This is a genomic window from Siphonobacter sp. SORGH_AS_0500 (genome assembly GCF_031453245.1).
Lineage (GTDB): Bacteria > Bacteroidota > Bacteroidia > Cytophagales > Spirosomataceae > Siphonobacter.
On sequence record NZ_JAVIYT010000005.1, the window covers coordinates 165,833 to 187,145 of the forward strand.

13 protein-coding genes are annotated in these 21,313 nt (G+C 46.4%); 7 read left to right on the forward strand and 6 right to left on the reverse strand.

The window, feature by feature from the left end:
• Window positions 1-287: 287 nt before the first annotated feature.
• The 6 genes from QE357_RS21590 (at window position 288) to QE357_RS21615 (ending at window position 6,928) form a co-directional block, all read left to right on the forward strand.
• Window positions 288-1,118 carry a phosphatase PAP2 family protein gene (locus QE357_RS21590; protein ID WP_309712274.1) on the forward strand — a complete coding sequence of 277 codons (831 nt, stop codon included), beginning with the start codon at window positions 288-290 and terminating at the stop codon, window positions 1,116-1,118.
• A gap of 61 nt (window positions 1,119-1,179) precedes the next feature.
• Window positions 1,180-2,070: a ThuA domain-containing protein gene (locus QE357_RS21595; protein ID WP_309712277.1), complete on the forward strand. Its 891-nt coding sequence runs from the start codon at window positions 1,180-1,182 to the stop codon at window positions 2,068-2,070.
• A gap of 675 nt (window positions 2,071-2,745) precedes the next feature.
• The gene (locus QE357_RS21600) at window positions 2,746-3,282 is read left to right on the forward strand and encodes a ferritin-like domain-containing protein (protein WP_309712280.1); all 537 of its coding nucleotides are present in this window, start codon (window positions 2,746-2,748) and stop codon (window positions 3,280-3,282) included.
• A gap of 423 nt (window positions 3,283-3,705) precedes the next feature.
• Entirely contained in the window at window positions 3,706-4,965 is a 1,260-nt protein-coding gene (locus QE357_RS21605; protein WP_309712283.1) for a HAMP domain-containing sensor histidine kinase, read from the forward strand.
• Between the two features lie 296 nt (window positions 4,966-5,261).
• On the forward strand, window positions 5,262-6,416 hold the full coding sequence (locus tag QE357_RS21610; RefSeq protein ID WP_307140612.1) for a zinc-dependent alcohol dehydrogenase: 1,155 nt from the start codon (window positions 5,262-5,264) through the stop codon (window positions 6,414-6,416).
• A gap of 11 nt (window positions 6,417-6,427) precedes the next feature.
• A complete protein-coding gene (locus QE357_RS21615; RefSeq protein ID WP_307140611.1) occupies window positions 6,428-6,928 on the forward strand; it encodes a hypothetical protein in 501 nt (166 codons plus the stop codon).
• Window positions 6,929-7,017: 89 nt separating this feature from the next.
• Here the strand turns inward: QE357_RS21615 and QE357_RS21620 are convergent, their stop codons facing one another.
• From QE357_RS21620 to QE357_RS21640, 5 genes are all read right to left on the reverse strand, one after another.
• Entirely contained in the window at window positions 7,018-8,757 is a 1,740-nt protein-coding gene (locus QE357_RS21620) for a cellulase family glycosylhydrolase (RefSeq protein ID WP_309712288.1), read from the reverse strand.
• Window positions 8,758-8,793: 36 nt separating this feature from the next.
• On the reverse strand, window positions 8,794-9,654 hold the full coding sequence (locus tag QE357_RS21625) for a glycoside hydrolase family 16 protein (protein WP_309712292.1): 861 nt from the start codon (window positions 9,652-9,654) through the stop codon (window positions 8,794-8,796).
• A gap of 109 nt (window positions 9,655-9,763) precedes the next feature.
• Window positions 9,764-11,299, reverse strand: coding sequence for a RagB/SusD family nutrient uptake outer membrane protein (locus QE357_RS21630; protein ID WP_307140607.1), 1,536 nt, complete (start codon window positions 11,297-11,299; stop codon window positions 9,764-9,766).
• Window positions 11,300-11,319: 20 nt separating this feature from the next.
• A complete protein-coding gene (locus QE357_RS21635; protein WP_309712295.1) occupies window positions 11,320-14,436 on the reverse strand; it encodes a TonB-dependent receptor in 3,117 nt (1,038 codons plus the stop codon).
• A gap of 336 nt (window positions 14,437-14,772) precedes the next feature.
• Complete coding sequence (locus QE357_RS21640; RefSeq protein WP_309712297.1) at window positions 14,773-17,604, reverse strand: triple tyrosine motif-containing protein; 2,832 nt, start codon at window positions 17,602-17,604, stop codon at window positions 14,773-14,775.
• Window positions 17,605-17,982: 378 nt separating this feature from the next.
• Here QE357_RS21640 and QE357_RS21645 point away from each other — a divergent pair, with 378 nt between their 5' ends.
• Window positions 17,983-19,569: an alpha/beta hydrolase-fold protein gene (locus tag QE357_RS21645; RefSeq protein WP_309712300.1), complete on the forward strand. Its 1,587-nt coding sequence runs from the start codon at window positions 17,983-17,985 to the stop codon at window positions 19,567-19,569.
• 6 nt (window positions 19,570-19,575) lie between these two features.
• Here the strand turns inward: QE357_RS21645 and QE357_RS21650 are convergent, their stop codons facing one another.
• Window positions 19,576-20,958 carry a Fic family protein gene (locus QE357_RS21650; RefSeq protein WP_309712303.1) on the reverse strand — a complete coding sequence of 461 codons (1,383 nt, stop codon included), beginning with the start codon at window positions 20,956-20,958 and terminating at the stop codon, window positions 19,576-19,578.
• Window positions 20,959-21,313 lie beyond the last annotated feature (355 nt).

Consider the following 21,313-nt stretch of genomic DNA (forward strand, 5'->3'; position numbering starts at 1 on the left):
ACTATTACTGCGTTGATGAAATAGACATTAATTAAAGTAGTGGCACTTGATTCAGGCCCTTGCGAAGAACCTAAGTATACCTATTAAAGAGAAGGTTTGAGAGGGACTAATGGTTCAATCTTAGGATTCTTATCATCACTTGAGAGGTTAATGTTGATCTGTTACTCAGCAAATGAGATCCTATCCTCTGGCTTGATGCCAGAGGTTCAGTGCAGGGCTATTACTGCCCAAGTACAACTCAGCCTTCAGGATTTATGACTATACTTGTTATAAATCCTGTCCTCTTTATGAAACCTTGTTTCTTTCTATTGATTCTATTTACCCGGCTGACTTCGGTTACGGCTCAATCGGATACCACTACTTTTTCTGGGTATCAGGTTAACCCTACGTTTAAACTCCCCGTTACCACAGTGGCTCTCGCAGCATCGTATTTTGGATTTAAGCAACTGGACCGAACGGCTTCGCTTTCTGTTCAGGAAGTATTAAAACTCAACCCTTCCCAGATCAATTCTTTTGACAGAAGAGTGGCCTTTTATGATCCCGGCAGGTTTGCAGGGGCCCAGAAACGCTCGGATTTGTTCCTGAATATTTCCATCGCCAGCCCGCTGATTTTAATGCTGGGGAAGCCCATGCGTCAGGATGCCCTGGACTTATTAACCCTGTATACAACCGCTCATGCCGTTAACAATCTCTTATACTTTGCGGCGGCTTACTCCATTCGCAGAGCCCGCCCCTTAACCTATAATGCAGCCTTACCCCTCGAAGCTAAAACGGGTCTGGCCAAGAGTAATTCATTTTACAGCGGCCACGTGTCTTTCAGCACAACTGCTACTTTCTTTGCCGCCAAGGTTTTCACGGATTATTATGAACTCAGGGGCTGGAAAAGAATCGCTGTTTTTTCGGTAGCTGCGGTACCGCCCGCATTCGTAGGAATCAATCGGATGCACGCTGGCAAGCATTTTCCAACGGATGTATTGACGGGTTTTGTTATAGGCTCCGTTTGTGGCATAGCCATTCCTGAGTTACACAAAAAAATACGCTCCCATCCGCAGGTATCTCTCCACCCGGAATGGTTCCCTGGCAGTTCCAGGGGACTGGCTCTCTCTTATACTTTCTAAGGGACTTTGGGACTGAAAAGCACTGTTTCTGTGTATCTTCCCGGATTAATCTCTGTAACCTATGCTACCTCTAAACGTATTTCTCCGCCCTATTTTTATTACTGCCTTCAGTATACTTGGCTTACTTTCGGGTCATCTGATGGCTCAGGCTATGCCTCCTGCTAAAAAACTGGTGTTGATTGCCGGTAAAAAATCCCATGGTCCCGGCGAGCATGAATACCTCAAGTCCGTACGCTTACTTAAGGTTATGTTGGATCGGACATCCCAATCGACGGGAGTTACCACTGAAATTCACGCGAATGGCTGGCCTTCTGATCCCTCAACGCTAGATAATGCCGACGCTATTTTTATCTACGCGGACGGATCAGATTTCAACCTGGCTCAGGACCCAATTTTTGCCGAGGATCACTGGTCGCAACTGGAAAAACAGATGAAACGCGGCTGTGGACTGGTGCTCATGCATTACTCCACTTTTGCTCCCGCTGCCTACGGTCCGGCGTTCCAGAAGTGGGTCGGTGGGTATTTTGATTATGAAAGTGGGAAACCCGGAGCTTCGGGAAATCAGGCCTGGTATTCGGCCATTACTACTGAAACAGCTCAGCTTTTGCCCGCCCCCCATCCTATTACCCAGGGGGTAGCCCCTTTCCAACTTCACGAAGAATTTTACTACAAAATTCATTTTCAAAAGAACGACACTCGTTTGAAACCCGTGCTCACGGCACAGCTTTCAAAGATTGAGAACCCACAAACGGTAGCCTGGGCAATAGAGCGGGCGGACGGAGGAAGAGGCTTCGGTTTTACCGGAGGCCATTTTTATGCCCACTGGCAAGACCCCAATTATCGAAAGCTATTACTCAATGCTCTGGTATGGACTGCCAAAGGTATCTTACCAAAGCAAGGAATAGATTCCGTTTTTTACACGGATGCAGAAGTGGATGCTTACCTCAAATAAGCCTGCTTTGTAAGTGGTTGCTACCAGCAGAAAAAGCTGGTCGGGCCACGTTGGTAGCGGCATGGCCTTTCTAGTGCTTCAGCAAAATTGGTTGGGTATAAAATATGACTGCCAACGTGGCCGCTGCCAGCTTTTTCGCTGGCAGCATTACCCTGGGCTACGCAATCCAATCATGAAGTAAGTGGTTGCTACCAGCAGAAAAGCTGGTCGGGCCACGGGCCTTTCTATTCTTTCAGAAAAAATTGGTTGGGTTTCTGTCGCTAGGGGCTAATGGCAAGAACAGGTAATTATTTACTCAATTTTGAGCACATCTTTTCACTTTTCATTAATTCTCGAAATATAAGAATCATGGATGTTTTGTATCTCCAATTAAGGAATAGTCAATATTACATTTAACTTCCTCATTTTGCTCTTTTTACAATTGTTGTTTAAGCAGTATAAAGCGTTTTAAAATAAGTCATATACGTTCCTAAAATAAAACAATCATCCCCTAAATTAAGGGGATGATATTAGTATTTAATAATCATTTTTTCATCAAAAAATATATTACAATCAGATTTTTATCGCAATAAACGTATTCATCATTAGGCCCTGAACTAATTCAATTGAATTACGCGTAGTAATGGAATGTATTTTTTATAAATAGCCCCATACTTAAAACCTATATTGATCCTCATGAAAACTAAAAGTAGCGTAAAACAGGTTTCTGAAAAAGATTCATCTGCTCTTCAAGAATTATTTGTTGATTCTTTAAAGGATATTTACTGGGCTGAAAAACACCTAGCGAAAGCCTTACCCAAACTAGCCAAAGCGGCCACTTCTGACGATCTCAAAGCAGCTTTTGAGCTTCATACAACCGAAACCGAAACGCACGTGGAACGCCTGGAGCAAATCTTCGAGTTAGTAGGTCAAAAAGCCGTTGCCAAGAAATGCGAAGCGATGGAAGGCTTACTTAAAGAAAGTGATTCCATTAAGGAAGATACCGAAAAAGGCACGCTGGTGCGGGACTGCGGCCTGATTTTAGCGGCTCAGAAGGTCGAACATTATGAAATTGCGAGCTATGGTGGGTTACGTACCCTAGCTCAAAAACTTGGCCTGGATGAAGTCGCTGGTATCTTACAAACGACGCTGGATGAAGAAGGCACGACAGATAAAAAGTTAACGGAACTGGCTGAAAGTTACGTAAATGAAGAAGCCGCTCAGGAAGATTAACCACACGTTGGTTATCAACCTCTGACATAACTAAAAAGGAAGTGGTGAGGTCTCCTGGCATTATCACTTCCTTTTTAGTTATTATCATTCATAATCCATTTTCAATTGTATAAAATGAGCTTATTTACCCTCTAATAGTCATTAATTTTTTAGTTTCATAAACAAGTAATAAGTCTCAATTAATGAATCCTAATTTACCTTAACTACCTTTACTAAAATTCAAATATTTACCCTTCAAAAGTATCAAATCAGTATTTACATAAAAATTAATTTATCAAAAAACTACCAAAGCACTTTAGGTATTAATACTTTCACAAAAGCCACTTGCCTTCGTATTTACGTATACTACTTTACATACGATTAAAAACTCTATAGCTTCTGGTTCGTTTATTAGGAATAGAATATTCTGTTTTCTATTTCGCTATGACTAAACGAAACTCCGTCTATACCAATCAGATTAAGCAATTAACGGACTATTTATTCGCTCGTCAGGAGACCATTCTCAATCTTTGGCGAACCCGATGCTCTGAAGACAATAATCTATTGACGGGCTTAAGCTTCTCTCGGGAGGAATTTAATGATGAGCTGGCGGTTCTTTTGAATGTGCTCAGTCAACGGCTGCAAGGTAAACCCGAACAAGCCAATGCCCTGGAGCATTCGGGTACTCATGGTCTGCATCGTTGGCAACGGGGTTATACTCTGGCGGAGTTAGTCAATGAACTGAATCATTTATACGACATTATTGACGAGCAGTTTATGTCATTTTTGGAGCTTTACCCGCAGACCCAGTCTCAGGTAATGGTCCATGCATATCGACAGCTTCTAAGGCTTTCAAAAGATATTAATCGGGGCAGTGTTATGTATTTCGATCAGCTTAGGCAAACGGCGGCGATCAAGCAGGTGCAAACGCTGGAAGAAGCTCTCGATAATCTTCAGTCGATCACTCACCAACGCGGCGAGCACTTGAGGCAGGTTTCTCATGATTTACAAGGAAGTTTGGGTGTACTTTCAGGCGTGGCTAACTTGCTTAAACTACCCAGTAAAAAAGCCGACCGGGAGAAGTTCATGGAATTGCTCACGCGAAATTTACAGGCCGTAGAAATTATGCTCAGGCAGCTCATGAATTATGCCCGTCTGGAAGCAGGTCAGGAAGTAGTAGAAAATCAGCCCTTCGATGCCAGCGAACTTGTGCAGCAGCTCGTCAGGTCGGTAGAGGGCTTAGCAAAAGCAAAGCAACTGGTTCTACAGGCAGACGGCCCTGAACAGTTAGTAGTCGTAGGGGATGCGATGAAAGTTCGTCGTATTATTCAGAACTTGCTTCTTAACGCTCTCATGTATACCGAAAGTGGCTGGGTTAATGTCAGTTGGGCTCTGGAAAATAAGGAACGCTGGCTAATCTCTATTCAGGACACCGGGCCGGGCCTTTTGAACGGTCCATTCGCTCCTTTAGCTCATCAGCTTCAGCCTCAGGTAGAACCCACCAGTGCTCATCAGCCGGACGGTCCTTTGAATCACCCTACCATCGTTGCACCCACATCTACCGAAAAGGGCTCGTCGAGCAAAGGTGGCGAAGGTATTGGCCTTTTCATTGTCAAACGCATGTGCGAGTTACTAAAAGCCAGTATGGACATTGAGACCAGTGAAAAAGGGACTTTGATTCGCATTCGCTTACCAGTCGAATAAAGTTGCCACAGCAATGGGGTATTTTCGCGACAAAGCCTACCGTTTAAAATCATTAAGATTCAGGTACAGCAATATCTTTCATACGATTCCATAATAAGTAGACAATTATCCTTAGATCAGCACTCCCCAGTATCAGCGGAGTGCTCTGTTTTAGGCGTTTAGGTAGGTCTGAGTGGTTCAATATTTTTCCTAGAAAGCTTATTCGATTCTGGTGAACGACAACCAAATCACTTTTCTATTGGCTGATTAATAGTAGTAAACCAGATCCTTACGCTCACGTAAAATGTCTAGAACCTATGCTCGCCATGAACTACCGGGGGCCTTTCAGGGTCCGTGTGGATCACAAGCCCTACCCCGAAATACAGCATCCCAACGATGCCATCGTCCGCGTTACCCGTTCGTGTATCTGCGGTTCAGATTTACACCTTTATCATGGGTTGGTTCCTGATACCCGAGTAGGAACCACCTTCGGCCACGAATTCATTGGCGTAGTGGAAGAAATTGGTTCTTCCGTACAAAACCTGAAAGTGGGCGATCAAGTGCTGGTGCCTTTCAATATTGCCTGTGGTAGCTGTCCTTTTTGTCAGCAGGAACTGTACGGAAATTGCCATGAATCCAATCCAGAGGCTACTGCGGTGGGAGGGATTTATGGTTACTCACATACCGCTGGTGGTTATGATGGCGGTCAGGCCGAATACGTTCGGGTGCCTTATGCCGATGTAGGACCGATGGTTATTCCAGCCGACCTGCATCCCGACGATGCCGTGTTACTCACGGACGTCGTTCCTACGGGTTATCAGGCCGCCGAAATGGCGGGCATTAAACCGGGCGATACCGTAGTTGTATTTGGAGCTGGACCCGTAGGAATTATGGCGGCGAAATGTGCTTGGTTGTTTGGGGCGGGCCGGGTAATCGTCATTGATCACGTTGAATACCGACTCGATTTTGTTCGCTCCTATGCCCAGTGCGAAGCCTATAATTTCAGATCCATGGATGATCCGGTTCTCTTTCTGAAGAAAACGACCGATTACTTTGGGGCTGACGTATGTATTGATGCGGTAGGCGGTGATGCCGCAGGAAGTGCCCTGCAAACCATTACCGGGAGAAAGATGATGTTACAGGCGGGTTCGGCCACGGCCTTGCACTGGGCGATCAATTCCGTAAAAAAGGGAGGGATTGTTTCAATTGTCGGCGTCTATGGACCTACGGACAACCTGGTTCCCATTGGTAATGTAGTCAATAAAGGCATTACCATTCGGGCCAATCAGGCTTCGGTCAAGCGGCTGTTACCTAAGCTCATTGATCACGTTCGTGCGGGCCGTCTGGACCCTAAGGCAATCATTAGCCACCGCGTACCGCTGGAAGAAGTCTCAGATGCTTATCATATCTTCTCGGCTAAGCTCGACAACTGTATCAAGACGATCCTTATTCCACCCTCAGCCAGGGTATAAAGCTAGTAGTCATGGAAAATTTAGCAAGTGATTATTCACATATTAATGGATGGGGAATTGACGCGGACCCAAAGAACGAGCCTACCTATCCCATGAAAAAATACACAGGCGACGATTACCGACGGCTCAATTACCAGAGGTCGCCCCAACAGCCAGTCAAGGTTGAGATTCTTCATTCCAATGAAAGACCCGGCGTGACGGCAGTATTTGGCACCTCCAGTCCTCCTTCGGGACTGAGTGGAGTCATCCGACGCTACGCTTTTCGATTTAGTGAATCCGAATACGGCCATTGGTTACCCTTGCTCTTCGCCGACCGAGTTAATGTGGTAGAAGGAATTATTGACGATCTCAAACGCGGATATGTTCCTAATATTTTCGCGGAGAAAGGCTGGAACGCTGCCTGGAAATACAATCGCAAAGGGCTGATTACCAAGATTGCCGTAGGGGCTTTGATAACCACCGCTACCGTCGCTTTCCTCTGTCGACGTGGTTCAAAGCATGAGGAGGAATAGGGTAATCTTTTTTTCTCATCTATGCAGATAACCGAGCTCACCCGGTAGGTTAGGAATGATTACTCCTACCTACCGGTTAAGTTCGGTTGTTACTTATTTAACCGGGAAAGCTGAAAAGATTCCCACTCAAAACCGCCCTGTAAAACCTGTACTTTCAGCGTATTTTTTCCTTTTTTAAGGTTGACTTTTGAAGAAGCCGTATTTACCCATTGATCCTTAGCCGCGGGAATCAGAACAGCAGGAACCGCCATCTTGCCATTAATAGATAAAGCAAGCGAAGCCTGAACGGGCGAAGTCACCCGAAACTTTACTTCATAGGCACCTGATTTCTCGACCTCTACGGTATACTGTACCCACTCTCCCGGCTGGGTATGGGTAATGACATACGCCTTTTCTTTTTTCTCTATATCTACCCCATCATTTCGGTATTGATGGCCGCGATTGCCAACGGTATTTACGCCGGGCGTGTAATGATAACTGGCCGAATCGGTATCAAAATACGCGGATCGTTGTCGTCCCAGATCAAAATCAACGGCTTTGATAACCGTCTGTTTGGTAATGACCTGGGTTTTGAATGGCCGGGTTTCGGCTGAATGCACCTGTCGAAACATCGCATCGACCACATCAGGATGATACCTGTTATTTTCCAGTTTTAGTAACTCCAGTAACTTATTCAGCGTTTGCGACGCCTCCGCTTCTGAGGGCTTAGGTCCTTTCCCGTTCCAGTACGCCAGTAATTTTTCATACCCTGGCGTTACCCGTATTTCCAGCGGATTATTGATGCCCATTTTCTTTTCCTGCCACCAGCACCAGCCAATGTCATTTTTCTCCATGAGACGAATCGCATCCGTAAACCAAGTATTCGAATTCTCTCCCGACTCACCCAGCCAGAGGGGTACCTGATGCTCGTTTCTCAGATTTAGGAATGACTGAATGGCTTCTTGCGTATTAAAGTTTCCGTATTTGTGAAAACTCAAAGCCATGTTCGGGTCCCAGGTTGGCAAGAGGCCGCGATAGTTATTCCCAAATCCATTTCCTTCAATAATAATCAGGTGGTTTTTATCCACTTCCCGAATGGCCTGGGTAATAGCCACCATCAGCTTTCGCAAAGGCTCATTGCGGGTTTCTTCCGTTCCCCGGGTGTCTTTGGCATCCTGAAATCCCCAGTTGGGTTCATTGATGAGGTCATACCCGGCAATCCAGGTTTTATTGGCATAGCGTTCGGCAAGTTTCCGCCACAAAGCAAGTGTTTTCTGCTGGTTGGCTTCGCTTTGCCAGAGTGAAGGCTGAGCCGGATTACGGTCAGAAATCGGTAAATCGTTGCCCTGCCCTCCGGGAGCTGCGTGTAAGTCCAGAATCAGATAAATCTGATTGGCTTCACACCAACTCAGCAGGCTGTCTGTCAGGGCAAATCCTTCTTCCAACCAGGTATTTTGCCCGGCTACGGGTTCCTGCTCTATGGGTAAGGTGTAGAGGTTATAATGCATGGGCAGGCGAATGGAGTTAAAGCCCCAGGCCGCCATTGAATCAATATCAATTTTTCGAGTGTGATGGGTTAACCATCCTTTATAAAAAGCTTCCGTTTTTTCGGGGCCAATTAATTCCTGAATTCCTTCTTTGATCCGATATTGCTGTCCGCGATTGCCCAGACGGAACATATACCCTTCCTGTAGCATCCAGCCGCCCAGCCCCATGCCCCGAAGTAATAAAGGATGTCCTTTACCATCCACCAGCCGGGCTCCCTGGGCTTTGACAAAGTTCTGTCCCTGAGCCCCCAGAGAACCGCAAAACCCTACGATTATTCCTAGTACTAACGTTCGAAAAAACATGCGTGAAGGATACTTAGAATGGGAAGAAAGACCCGCTTATTTTTCAATCATGGGATAAACCCGAACATAATCGACTTCCATGGAAGTCGGGAAAATAGCATCATCTACGCCTTTAGCTCCGCCCCAGTCGCCTCCAACAGCTACGTTCAGTAACAGGTGAAAACGTTTATCAAAAGGCCATTCTGCAAACGTTTTACCTTCGTTAACAAATTCAAAAATAAAGGCATCGTCAATGTAGCCGCGAATGGCATACGGCGTCCAGTCAACCCGGTAGGTATGAAATTCGTCAAAGACGTTGTCCAGCTTACGTTTAGCCGTTTTTTGGGTATTTATTTTAAAGTAATACGCCAGACTGTGCGTACTAATATGCACCACGTTGGGATCATACCCTACGTGTTCCATAATATCAATCTCGCCCGAGTTGGGCCAGCCTCCATAAGCCCAGTCGGTAGGTAACATCCAGATGGCGGGCCAGGTACCCCGGCCTTTGGGAAGCTTAGCCTTGATTTCAAAACGGCCATAGAGAAAGTCGCCTTTTCCCTTGCTAATGACCCGGGCAGAGGTATAGGATTTCCCTTCTTTGGCTTCCTTAAGGGCTGTGATGTACAGCTTGCCATTGGCCACATGGGCATTTTTCTCGCTATTGGTGTAGTATTGTAACTCGTTGTTACCCCAACCGCTGCCGCCCAGATCATAACCCCATTTTTGGGAATCAGGTAATCCTTCGTAATCAAATTCATCGGCCCAGACGGGTGTGGAGGCAAACGTCCAGCCTAAATCTTTAGGTTTAGAAATTGGTGTAGTGGGAGTAGGCTCTACGGCAGGTTGCTGACCCGAACAGGCAAATACACCCAAGAATAATAAGGTCGATAAGCTGGTTAATCGCAGGTACATCATCGTTTGGGTTAAAAAGGGCCGGAGGCAATACCTCCGACCCTCGGTTCATAGGTTAAGTATAGAATTGAAACGAGTAATGTCGTGGCTAATGTATAGTCAGGAGCGTTGGTTATTTAGTCCCACCCCATTCTTTGCTTTGCTCCAATCGGGTATTTTCAAGTTCCAGCAGAGGAATGGGAAGAATTTCGTGTTTTCCTGCCACAAAACCTTTCGATTGCAGAACCGTTGCGGCCCGACCCCAGCGAACCAGGTCAAAGAAGCGATGCCCTTCTCCCGCCAGCTCCAGCCGACGTTCGCGAATGATATTTTCAAGCGTGGCCGTTACCCGGTGTTTATCATCTTTATAAGCCCGGTCGCGAACGGCGTTGATCAGAGCCGCCGCCCGTACCAGATCACCCCCGCCTCTAACCAGAGCTTCGGCTTCGAGCAGATACGTATCCGCCAGACGTATTTCGTACATATTTTGCGGATAATTCAGCTCTGGAGCCCCCGCACCCGTAGGTCGATCAGACTGTCGGGCGGCCAGCTTACCCAGGAAGTAACCGGTGTTCATGTATCCTTTTTCATAGGTAGCAATTCCATTTTTCTCCAGACTGTCAAGATTAGCGACGGTAGCCGTGCTACGCGGGTCATTGCGAATGGCATTGAACAAATCCGCCGTTACAATCAGAAAACTCCATCCCGAAACGTAATCAGGAGCGTTCGCTTGTAATGTCCGGTATCCTCGTGGACCTACCATGATATTCAGCACGTTACCTTCCGTACAAGCGATACAGCCCCAGTCCCCGGCAGAGGTATTGGTGTATGAAATCTCGAAAATCGATTCGCTGTTAAATTTACTGGACGTTTTCCAGAGGTCAGCGAAGTTCGTTACCAGTTTATTGCCATACGTTGAGGTTCCACCCGGCGTTCCGTTCACCAGAGCCAGTTCCTGAGCGGCCTGCGTAAACTTTTCCTGTTGCAGATACACTTTTCCCAGTAAGGCATGAGCGGCGGCCTGCGTCGCCCGGCCCCCTTCCGTTCCCACGGGGATGCTGGCGGGTAACACCGAAACGGATTCCGTCAGATCTTTTTCAATCTGGGCGTACACTTCCGCCGGAGCAGCCTGCACAACATCATACATTTCGCTCGTAGAAACTGGCGTGGTAAACAGAGGCACATTCCTGAAAAAACGAATCAGATCAAAATAGAAATAAGCCCTCAGGAATTTAGCTTCCGCCGCGTAACGATTCTTCAGCGATTCGTCCATGGGCACACTGGGTAATTTCTGAAGCAGCGTATTCGCTCTGAATATTCCGGAAAATCCTTTTCGCCATAACTCATCCTGTGGGCCGACGGCCGGAGTCAGGGTGTAGTTGGAAATTACCTGATAATCCGTTACGTCACTGGGACCACCGCCACCCGCGTAATGGTCGTCAGAGGCGGCGTTGAGGGTTCCCACTTTAGTTACGTAGCCTCCACCCTGCCAGCCAACCACGTCGTAGATAGCCACCAGTCCATTGAACGCTTCCTGTTGATTGCGGTAATAGTTCGTTTCCAAATCCGTTCCTTTGGGTTTCACTTCCAGGAAATCGGAGGAACAGGCATTGAAGAGGAGCATTCCACCCATGAGCAGAGCTCCCCATTGTAAGGTATTTTTTTTCATTGTAAGCTTCTTTTATCAGTTTAGAATCCCAGGTTCAGGCCTAGCATAAAGGAACGAGCTTGGGGATAGATGCCTCGGTCAATGCTGGTGACGCCGCCGCCAATCTCAGGATCGTACCCTGAATAGTTCGTAAGCGTAAGTAAATTCTGACTCATGACATAAATTCGAGCCCGTTGCATACCGATTTTGGTCGTTACCGTTTTAGGAATGGTATATCCTAACTGCAAGGTTTTGATGCGGAAGTAACCACCGTCTTCCAGATAGAAATTGGAAGGATTCAGGAAGTTTTTATTGGGGTCGCCCTCCACAATTCGGGGATAATCGTTGGTGGACCCTTCACCCGTCCAGCGGCCCAGAACCGAGGTCTGGTAGTTGGCAGGCTGAATATCCAGACGACGCAAGCCCTGGAAGATTTTATTACCTGTCGCTCCCTGACCAAACAATACGAAGTCGAAGTTTTTATACCCCAGGTTCAGCGTAAATCCGTAGCCTACCGTCGGCGTGGGGTTACCCAGGAAAGTTCGGTCGTCTTCGTTAATCTGACCGTCGCCATTGAGATCCGCCCAGCGGAAATCTCCGGGTTTTGCATTCGGCTGAATGACCTTTCCATCCGCATTGGTATAACTCTCTACTTCCCCCTGATTCTGGAAAATGCCCATCGTCTGAAATCCATAGAATGCGTTAATAGGCTGCCCAACGGCTGTGCGGGTAATGGGGTAACTACTAGCCTGGAAGCTTTGCCCGCCCGACAGGTATTCAATGCCACGGCCCAGGTTGGTTACCTTATTTTTGATGTAGGAAACGTTGCCATTCAGAGAGAAATTAAAGTCTCCGAATTTTTTCTTATACCCTAGTTCCAGTTCAATTCCCTGATTCTGAATATCAGCTACGTTTGCAGCGGGATTAGAAATGGCCCCAACGTAACCCGGAATGCGAGGGTTTTGTAGAACGTCAGTAGTTACCTTTTTGAACCATTCCAGGGTCATGCTAACGTTGTTAAACAGCGTTGCATCAAAGCCAATGTTGGTTTGGGTGGTCTGTTCCCAGCGAAGATCAGGGTTAGCCGGTGCGTTGGGACTGTAGCCAATCAGATAGGTTCCTGAGTTACCAAAGGCGTAGTTACGACCGCTACCAATGGTAGAAAGGTAAGCGAAATCGCCGATGGCATCATTTCCTACTACCCCATAACCCCCGCGTAACTTGAAGAAATTAACGACCTTTTGTTCAGGAAAGAATGCTTCCCGCGAAAGTACCCAGCCGAGTGACAGCGAAGGAAAGACCCCGTATTTGTTATTGGCTCCAAAGCGGGACGAACCATCCCTGCGGATCAGGGCCTGAACCAGGTATTTTTCATCATAACTGTAGTTAACCCTGGCAAAAAGAGAACTTACCCGGTGCAACGCTCCTTCGGAACCATCCGAAGACCGCTGATCGGTAGGGCGTTTGTAGTTGAGGGATGCATCATCAAAGTTATCAGCCGGGATGTTATAGAACGTCACGCTGTTCATGAACGTATTGTTATCCTGATAAGCCCCCTGCCCTACCAGCACGGAAAAGTTATGACGATCAAAATCACGGGTGTATGAAATCGTGTTTTCCAGGTTATAATCCAGACGACGGTTCATCACGCGGGAAAAAGACGTTTGCGAGGTAATCGTCGTTGCATTCAGATACGCCAGTGGTGAAAAGCTTTCACTACCCCAGAAAGACAATTTAGCTCCCAGCGTAGAACGCAATTTCAGTCCTTTAATCGGTTCAGCTTCAAGGTAAGCATTGCCAACTATGTTATCCGACCAGCCATAGTTACCCAAACGGGTCTGCATATACGCCAAAGGATTGGTGATTTCCTGAGCTACGTAACGCGAGATTCCATAAGGCCGTCCGTTCGCATCCCGGCGAATGCCAGTGTTGGTATAAGGAGCCGCCGCCGCTTCTGTCGGATCGGTAATGACCGTTGGCGTAAGGGGGTCCAGGTTAATGGCGGAGCTTAAAGGCCCACCAAACTCGCTGTTCGTGTTCCCTAATCCTACGTTTTTCTCACGACCATACCCTAGATTCTGACCGAACGTCAGCCACTTGGCTAACTTGTGGGTGGAGTTCAGACGAATATTCAGACGATTGTACTTCGAGATAGGCGTAGCCACAATGCCTTCCTGATCGATGTAACCCAGCGAAAGATAGAACGTTGATTTTTCACTCCCTCCACTGATGCTCAGCTCATGATTTTGACGACGGGCACTGTTATTGAAAATGACGGATTGCCAGTCGGTGCCTTGTCCCAGCGACTCAGGATTAGCAAAAAGAGGCTGACGACCCGCATTCACTAATGACTCGTTGCGAATGGTAGCGTACTGACTGGCATTCAATAAGTTCAGCTTTTTTGCTGGAGAAGAAACCCCATAAAAGCCATTGTAGCTTACCTGAATACTTCCAGCTTTTCCTTTTTTCGTCGTTACGAGAATAACCCCAGCAGCAGCTCGTGCTCCATAAATGGCCTGAGAAGCAGCATCTTTTAATACCTCAATCGATTCAATGTCTGATTGATTCAGGTAGCCAATGCCTCCGTTATCCACCACTACTCCATCAATTACCCAGAGAGGATCATTGTTATTAAGCGTCGTTAGTCCCCGAACCCGCACAGAAGAGTTAGAACCGGGCTGACCCGAACTTTGCGTAATAGTCAACCCCGATGCCCGCCCCTGCAAGGCTTCATCCACCCGGGTAATGGGCATGGTAGCCAGATCCGATGCTTTTACACTGGAAATAGCTCCCGTTACAACACTCTTTTTCTGAGCACCGTATCCTACTACTACTACTTCATCCAGATTTCCGGCATCTTCTTCCAGCACTACATCAATCTGGGTACGGTTACCCACAGTAATGGTTTGCCGCTTCATCCCTACCTGCGAAAAAATCAGGACAGCTTCTGAACCCGGCACGGTAACCCGGTAATTACCGGCAACGTCTGAGGTCGCACCCGTGGTAGTGCCCTGTACTAAAACGGAAACGCCAACCAGTGGAGCTCCGTCCCCTTTAGCAGTTACCTTTCCTGTGACGGTCAGGCCCTGGGCGGCAACTCCCAAGAAACCAGCCATCAGGCTTATTAGGCTTAACAAGAGTGTAAATTTTCTCATCATTCGATGAACATGTTTAAGAGAATGAGACAACTAATTATGGGGTCAAAATTAGAGTCGTCTTCCAGGGTTCAGGTTATTTTCCCACCCCTACATAAACACTACTTTACGCTGGTTTAGAGCTATTTTACCGCCCTTCATCCCCTACTTCACCACTACAACTCTTTCTTAAAATATTCATAATCAATCCCTTACAAAATGATGAGATTATATAACTTTATTAATAATAAATAGAACTGAAAGTACTGAATTTACACCTGGATTTCAGGACTGGAATACTTATCAAATGAAAAAACGGACGAAATGATCGCCCGTTTTTTATCCTTTGATAAAGGTGCATTACCCATTCATGCGTGGTTCTTTCGACAGATCTACCAGAAACTCGTACAGGTTAATTTCTGAGTTAAGGTTTAGTTTTTTACGCAGTCGATACCTGCCAATTTCAATGGCCTTCACCGTTACATTCATCAGACGAGCAATTTCTTTGGACGAAAGATTCATCTTCAGGTATGCACAAAGCTTCAGATCATTGGGCGTCAGTTCAGGATATTTCAGTTTAAGCAAATGAAAAAAGTCATCATTCACGGTATTGAAATGTAAGGTAAATTGCCCCCAGTCGGCATCTTTACTTTCTACGTCCCGGATGAGCCGTAGTACCTGCCGGAAGCTCAGGGCACTGTCTTTGCTATCCTGTTTTTTAGCCAGTGTCGTTACGACGTCTTTGACTTTCCCCAGTACTTCGCCCCGTTGTACGAGTTGCATCGTCATGGCTGCCAACTCTTTATTCTTAAACTCGACGTCGGCTTCCAGTTGCTGATTTTGCAGTCGTACCAGCTCTTTTTCGGTGCGGTCTAATTCCAGTTGATGCAGATAGGTAAGCTGCTTTTGTTCGTTCTGGTGCTTTCGGCGTTGCCAGGCAAACAATTGGTACAGAACTCCCAGCAAAATCAGCGTATAGGCTCCATAACTCCAGTAACTTTCATACCAGGCAGGTTCGATAAAGAACGCATACGTAAACACATCGGACTCCTGCCCCAGATTCGTGCGAGCTTTCACCTGAAAGGTATAATTCCCCCAGGGTAAATGGGTATAAGCTTTTTCCGTTTTTGTACTCCAGGTAGACCATTCCGAATCCACACCCTTGAGTTGATAGCTATATTCGGTGGTATTCTGTTGGGTGTAACTTGGAGAGGTAAATTCAAACACCAGAGAATTCATGCCCGGCTGTAGCGTTATCCCTTCCCCAACCATGGGATACCCGCCGAAAATAAGGCTATCGCGAGCCCCGGTTACCTTTACTCCACTCAACAAAATTGCGGGTTTTTGAATCTGCTTCTGGTACTGACGATAGTTAATGTGTACAAAACCGCGATTGCTTCCCACAAAAATATTGTCTGAATCAATGGGATAAATGGACTCAAAACCTCCTACCAGCTTACCCGTCAGCTCAGGGAAATAAAGAATCTGGGGTTGTGACCCCGTCTGAAAATCAATAAGTCCTAATCGTTTATGATTCACAAACCAGATATTTCCCTGCGGGTCTTCTTTTAAATACTGAATAGCCAGATTACCCAGAAGCTTTTGAAAAAAGGCAGAGGGAACAAACCGGTTCTCCTTAGCATTAAATTCGTAAATGCCTTTTTCAGTAGTAACCACCATTTTTCCCCGAGCCTGATAAACGTAGTTATACAGACTGGAAGGTAACCCGTTTTCCTTAGAGTACACCTGAACGGACGCCATCTGTGAGTCTTGGGGTTTCCATTTGATCTGGAATACCCCCCGACTGGGATGGGACGACCAGATGGTATGTTGCGTAGAATCGGCGTACAGAAACCGCAGGGATTCCCGTAAGCCCGCTATATCCGTAACCGAAGCGGAGGCCGTTAACTGACGTAGACCATCATACGTACCAATCACATAGTGCTGAGCAGAAAAAGACGCCCAGGTCCAGGTACCGGGCAAATTACCTTTTTCCATTACCTGACGGTCCTGAATATGAAACAGTCCGTTCTCGTGACCCATATACAGTTCTTTACCCAGCAAATCCAGCCGCCATACCTGTCCTTTCCCTTCGGCTATTTCGCTGAAAACGCCCTGGGCTTTGCTCAAATCAGGTGGAGAATCCTTCAGTGGGGCGACGTACAGCCCATTGGAAGTACCCGCATACAAAAGATTTCCTACTTTAGCCATTGAGTAACCCGTCGTGGGTTTGGAACCATTCGGGTAAATGTATTGAATGGGACTATTCAGGGTAATACAAGCGATACCATCGTTCAATGCCAGCCAGAGGTTTTTGTTTTTATCCAGCCAGATTCCCCGAACGTTCGGGTTTGGCAGACCTTCGGCTGAGGTATATTTCTGGATGATTTTTCCCGACCGATCAACGATGTATAACCCAGAGGCGTTGGTCCCCAGAGCATATTGATTGTTCTCAAGAGGCCAGGCACAATAAATCCGATCTGTGGTGAAGGTGGCATCAGCAGAGGTTTTTTGGGGACTGAGTGTACCGCCCTGCCATTGATAAATACCTTTTTGTAAGGTAGTCAACCAGAGAGTATGCCGCCCCGCTGGCTGAATGGAAGTCAGGCTGTGTTGTTTCAGCACTGGATCTTCAGAGACAAGCTTCCAGCGATTTCCCTGCCACTGATAAAGACCTTTGTCCGTTTGCTGAGCATAGAGGACGCCCGTTGCCTTTCCCATAAAGATCCAGGCACTTTCAGAGGGATACACCGTCAGTTTCCCGGCATGGAAGTGCATAATCTGGGCTAGCGACTGAAAAAAGACGTCCTCTCCTACGATGCTGACATTCCAGACATCCCCAAAACTGCGGTCTTTGGAAGCAAGTAAAGGCAAAAGGGAATGATACGTCAGGATTCCATTGGCATTCGGTTCAAAGTAGCCGATTTCTCCCAGTCCACCCACGTAGATCCGTTGATTGGACGCTATTTCGAGCGAACGGACCGCCGTATGATTAGTCAGCGGATAGGTATTCCAGAAATGACCATTGAAGGTTAACAACCCTTCATTGTTCCCGAAATACATAATACCGCGAGCATCCTGAGCAATGTCCCAGTTTTGCATGCCTGCTTTGTAATCGTTACTGCTGTAATGAATAACCTGCGGAGTAGAAAGACGTTGCTGAGCTAGTGCCGTACCCTTTAGTACGATCATCGACCAGAGGCACAGGTAGAGTAGATTGAACCATTTGGGAAGGATCCTGCCTAATACCTGAGTCTTTATATGGTCTATACTGTTTGGTGAAAAAACAGTTTTTTGTTGTTTCATAGCGTGGATAAACTAAAGAAAGGCGATCAATGACCGCCTTTCTAACTATCAAATTTAATACTATTCCTTTATAAATTCCAGTGTTCCGTCCGGATGATTATACCGAAAGTTAAACGCAGGCAGGAAAATCCGTTTCATCTCATGCCCAAACAGATAGGGATGACTCTCTTGCGATACTAATAAGTAGGGACAATTTTATTCAGCATCATGTACACTTAGACCAGCCCAAGCAACCTAACCCATACTCTTTACATCTATTTTTCTATGGAAAAGAGATGGGTTTTATTTTGGGTGGGAATCTTTCTGCAGGGGCTGACTGCTTCCAGCCAGGTATTGATTTCGGGGCGGATTATCGATGCGGTACGCCTCACACCTCTAGCCTGGGTACACGTCACCCATCATTCATCTCGGCTGATTACTCAGTCATTGGAGAATGGTCAGTTTACCCTCTCATTGCCATCCTCTTCTTCCAACGATACCTTGCTTTTTTCCCTGGTGGGTTACCGCGAACGGCGGCTTCCAGTTCAGGAGTTACTACGAACCCGTTCATCCACTATTATTACGTTGGAGGAACAATCCACTATTCTGAAGTCGGTTCATATTCGCCAATCGAAGCTAAAGGAACGCACATTTGGCATTCGCAAGCGGAGCCCTTTGATTCATTTTACCGACGGAATGTTTAAGGCTACGGATTCCGTGGAAATAGGTCAGGCTATTATGCTGGGTCAAGACCAATCGCCTATCACTTCCCTACAGCTTTACGTTACCGAATCCCGAAAAGATTCGGCTTCTTTTCGCATCCGTTTTTATCGGATTAAGCAAAATCAGCCTACGGATCTGCTTTGGGAATCCTCCGTTTTTCGACGGGGACCCATTCAGGAAGGCTGGTTACGCTTTGATCTCCAATCTGCCAATCTCACATTGAATGGGACCTTTTTGGCGGTTCTTGAATTGATTCCCGAGCCAGGCTCAGCGGCATTGAAACCCCTGTCGTACGAAATCAAGCTCGGGGGCCGTTCCAAAAGCTTTTATCGAAAAAAGAACAGTGATCCCTGGCATACGCCCCCTCATCACTATTGCCTGTCGGTAACTGCCTTGGTTAATCCTTCCCTACAAGAAACCGAAGTACCCGAAACGATTCCCGTCTTTTCACTTTTCTCCAAAGCCGTCGCCGATACTTTTCATCTGTTTGTTCGCCTGCCCCCCTCCTACCCTCGGTCACCGAAACGATCTTATCCGGTGATTTACTTACTGGATGCCAACGCGTACTTCGATCAGGTTAGTGAACTTAGTTCTTCTTCCATACCCGAGTCCATTCTGGTAGGCATTGGTTACAAAGATGCGTACCTCATGGATTCATTACGCATACGTGACTATACGTATCCGGCAGCCCCCGCTTCTGATTCTCTTATGCTCAGCGGTGGTGCAGAGCGTTTTTATACCTTTCTTACGACGGAATTGATTCCAGAAATAGATCGCCGGTATCGCAGCATTCCTACTAATCGAACCCTGATGGGGCATTCCTTTGGTGGATATTTTACGCTTTATGCATTGCATAAAGAATCATTAGGTACCTTCGTTTTTCGAAATTTCATTGCGGCTAGCCCTTCATTAACTTACGCAGATGGCTACCTTCCCCAAGTCTTTCGGCTTTCCTCCCCCTCTACCAACCATTTCGTTTTCCTCACCCTGGGAGAAACGGAGGGATCATCTGCCACCTTCAAAGACTTTAGTGAAATCCTGCACAAACATTCTACTTTACAGATACAATCCAAAATTTACCCACGGCTGGATCATATGGGCACGGTCTTACCCTCGTTTCAGGAGGGACTTCAGTTAATAGAGAAATAGATCATTTCATTCTTTCTCCCAGATTTCTCTCCAACGGATATACTCGGAAGGCCTCACCCGATACCGGGCATAATTTCCCTCGTGCAACGCTAACAGTTCTGTATCGACTGTCTCAATAAACCTGGCCTGATCTGCTTCAGGAATTTTCCGGGCAGCTTCCTGAATTTTTTTTGCGGCTTCCTGCTGGCTCATGCCTCCCGTGATGATTTCAGAAATAAGCGAACGGACATCTTCGCGGTACTCAAGCCGGAAGGTATCGGGTTCTCCCAAAGACTGCCGCACGGCTGCATAACGTAAAGCCGAACGTTCATACGCCCATAGGAACACATCTTTGAAAAGTTCGATTTGGTTTAATTCATAAATGCCCAACAAGCCCTGCACGTATAAGTGATTAGGTACGTCTACGAATGCCAAAGGAGCTAGGTTATGCCGATTCAACGGAATGTTAGCAGCGAGACGAGACACGCGTTTATTCACATCATCGAAAGGTTGCAGGTATGGTAACTGCACCATGATAAAGAAGGCTTGCTCGAAAGGGTCTTCAATAGCCTGAGCTTTTGAAAGCATTACCCGGAAGAACTCATCGATGAGTTGCGGCATGGCCAGTGGGGTAAAAACGGAGTTGGTAATTCCTACACCAAATGTTCGCAATCGACCGGAAGCCGCAGGGTCGGGCAACAGGTTATTTGATAACATGGCATGTAGATTAGTGAGGGTGTAATAATTAAAATCGATCTCCTCGGTGGTCTGTACGATAAACTCAATGGCGTCCTTATGATTGAGGATCATCTGAGCTTCGGCAACGGATCTATGATCGGCCAGCTTCCCCTGCGAAATCAGACGCTGGGTATCCAATAGACTGTAGGTGTTCCCTTCCAACCGACTGGAGTTCCAGGATAAATCAATGAGAAGCCTTTGCAGGATTTCTTTAGCGTAAGTACCTGCGGGCTGGTTCAGTCGATTGGTTTGTCCTAACTCAGCCAACTTATGTCTTTCCTTTAAGCTAAGGTAATAGTCTACATTAGGACGATAATCGGTTAAAAACGCGGCATTATAACCTACCGGGCGACGAAGATGCTGCGGTAACGAAAGCTTTTGCAGTAAGCCCCTCCCCTCTTCTGACAAAGGAATATCGGCAGTTAGGTTTAGCTGAGCGTTAGGAACCTCGGAAGCAATAGAAGCGGCTACCTGATAGGTAATAGCCCTCCCCTTACCAGAAGCAACCACAAGCCCTTCCTCTTTTAGTTTTTCCAGGCGTCGTTGCAAAGTGCGTATTTCAATGTCCAGATCCAGAGCATGCTTCAAGGCTTCCAGAGAAACGCCCTGTTTGAATTGTGCAAGCGTTTGAACAATCTTCTCTAATTCATAGGAAACTCTATTCTGCTTCATTTTTAAATTGCGACACTTTCACGACAAAAATAATCATAAACTGTCGCGATTATGGCTTACGCGACAGTTTCGCGACAAAAGTTTATCCATCGCTTTCTTATGGCTCTTTATTAAACTCCGTACTTTAACTATGAATGCTTCAGTCTTTCAACATCAGCCTAACTTAGGCTTTATAATTAATCTATTCATAATTAGATCATTACCTCTGAATTAAGTTCTTATTTAAGTTTCATAATTAGTTCTTATCTTAGTTCTTATCTTAGTTCTAATTCTCATTATTGTCCTCGCTTGGTGCTAAAACGACAATTATCATAAGGAGCTTACGCACTGGAAACTAGCAGGTTCTAAATATATT